The 1,791-nt window shown below is 67.8% G+C and carries 4 protein-coding genes; all 4 read left to right on the top strand.

The features are described 5' to 3' along the window. On the top strand, nt 1–649 hold a 649-nt coding region (locus VGD32_RS10965), incomplete at its 5' end, for a thymidylate synthase (protein ID WP_331031923.1). 4 nt (nt 650–653) lie between these two features. Continuing rightward, nucleotides 654–953 (top strand): phosphoribosyl-ATP pyrophosphohydrolase, encoded by a 300-nt coding sequence (locus VGD32_RS10960; RefSeq protein ID WP_331031922.1) that lies wholly within the window; start codon nt 654–656, stop codon nt 951–953. Continuing rightward, nucleotides 950–1,468, top strand: coding sequence for a dihydrofolate reductase (locus VGD32_RS10955; protein WP_331031921.1), 519 nt, complete (start codon nt 950–952; stop codon nt 1,466–1,468). Before VGD32_RS10960 ends, VGD32_RS10955 begins: the two co-directional genes overlap by 4 nt. 15 nt (nt 1,469–1,483) lie before the next feature. Continuing rightward, a partial coding sequence (locus VGD32_RS10950; RefSeq protein ID WP_331031920.1) for a YbjQ family protein occupies nt 1,484–1,791 on the top strand: 308 nt, incomplete at its 3' end.

Raw genomic sequence — 1,791 nt, 5'->3', positions numbered from 1 at the left:
GAAGTTGCACCTGCGCTCGATCATCGTCGAACTGCTGTGGTTCCTTCGCGGCGAGACCAACATCGGCTGGTTGAAGGAAAACGGCGTCAGCATCTGGGACGAATGGGCCAACGCCGAGGGCGAGCTGGGGCCCGTCTACGGGAAGCAGTGGCGCTCGTGGGCGGCGCCGGACGGGCGCGTCATCGACCAGATCGAGAAGCTGATCCACGGGCTGAAGACCAATCCGAACGGACGCCGGCACATCGTCAGCGCCTGGAACCCGGCCGATGTCGACGACATGGCCCTGCCGCCGTGCCACTGCCTGTTCCAGTTCTTCGTCGCCGACGGCAAGCTGAGCTGCCAGCTGTACCAGCGGTCGGCCGATGTGTTCCTCGGCGTGCCCTTCAACATCGCCTCCTACGCCCTGCTGACCATGATGATGGCCCAGGTGATCGGGCTGGAGCCCGGCGAGTTCGTGCACACCTTCGGCGACGCCCACCTGTATCTGAACCACGTCGAGCAGGCGGAGCTGCAGCTGAGCCGCGAGCCGCGGCCGCTGCCGTCGATGACCATCACGCCGAAGGATGACCTGTTCGCCTACCGGCTGGAGGATTTCGTGCTCGAGGGCTACGAGCCGTGGCCGCACATCAAGGCGCCGGTGGCGGTCTGAGGCCATGCAGCTGAAGACCTTGCAGGCCGACGTCCTGCGCATCTCCGACATCTATGCGGCCGAGCACGGCATCGAGCGGTCCGGCGACTGGGCTCTGCTGAAGGTGCAGGAGGAGCTGGGCGAACTGACCGCCGAGCATCTTCGGATGAGCGGACGGGCGCGGGGCGCGGCGGACGCCGACAAGCTGGGTGATGAGGCGGCGGACGTGCTGGGGATGCTGCTGATCTATTGCGATCGGGCCGGGATTGACCTTGAGGCGGCCATGCAACGGAAGTGGCTGCACTGGCTGGAGGACAAGGCGTGAGCGCCCTGCCCCATCTCGCCCTGGTCGTGGCCCGCGCCCGAAACGGCGTGATCGGCAGGGACGGCGGGCTGCCGTGGCGGCTGCGGAGCGACCTCCAGCGGTTCAAGGCGGTGACCATGGGCAAGCCGTGCATCATGGGGCGGCGGACGTGGGAGAGCCTGCCCCTGAAGCCGCTGCCGGGGCGGCTGAACCTGGTGCTGTCGAAGGACGAGTCGTTCGAGGCGAAGGGGGCGGTGGTCTGCACGACGCTGGACGAGGCGGTGGAGATCGCGCGCGAGCAGGCCATGGACGACGGGGTCGAGGAGGTCTGCGTCATCGGCGGCACGGCGCTGTTCGCCGCGGCGCTGCCTCGGGCGAAGCGGCTGTATCTGACCGAGGTCGAGGCGGAGCCCGAAGGGGACGCGGTGTTCCCGGCGTTCGACGAGACAGCGTGGGTCGAGGTATCGTCGGAGGCCGTTCCGGCGGGCGAGAAGGACGACCATGACTTCGTCTTCCGGGTGCTGGAGCGACGCTGAACAGCAGCTCCCGCCATGCTGATCGTGACCACCAATGACGCGCCCGGCTACAGGGTGGTGAGGACGCTCGGGCTGGTGCGGGGGATTACGGTGCGGTCGCGCAACGTCATTTCAGACGCCATAGGCGGGCTGCAGTCGATGCTGGGCGGACGCGTCGGCGCCTATGTCAAACTGGCCGAGGCGTCGCGGGCCGAGGCCTATGAGGAACTGGTCGCGCATGCGCAGGCCATGGGCGCCAACGCCGTGATCGCCATGCGCTACGAGGCCAACGAGATCATGGAGGGCGTCACCGAGGTCCTGGCCTACGGCACGGCGGTGGTGGT

It is taken from the genome of Brevundimonas sp., from assembly GCF_036402095.1.
GTDB lineage: Bacteria > Pseudomonadota > Alphaproteobacteria > Caulobacterales > Caulobacteraceae > Brevundimonas.
This window is presented reverse-complemented; position numbering and strand designations above follow the sequence as displayed.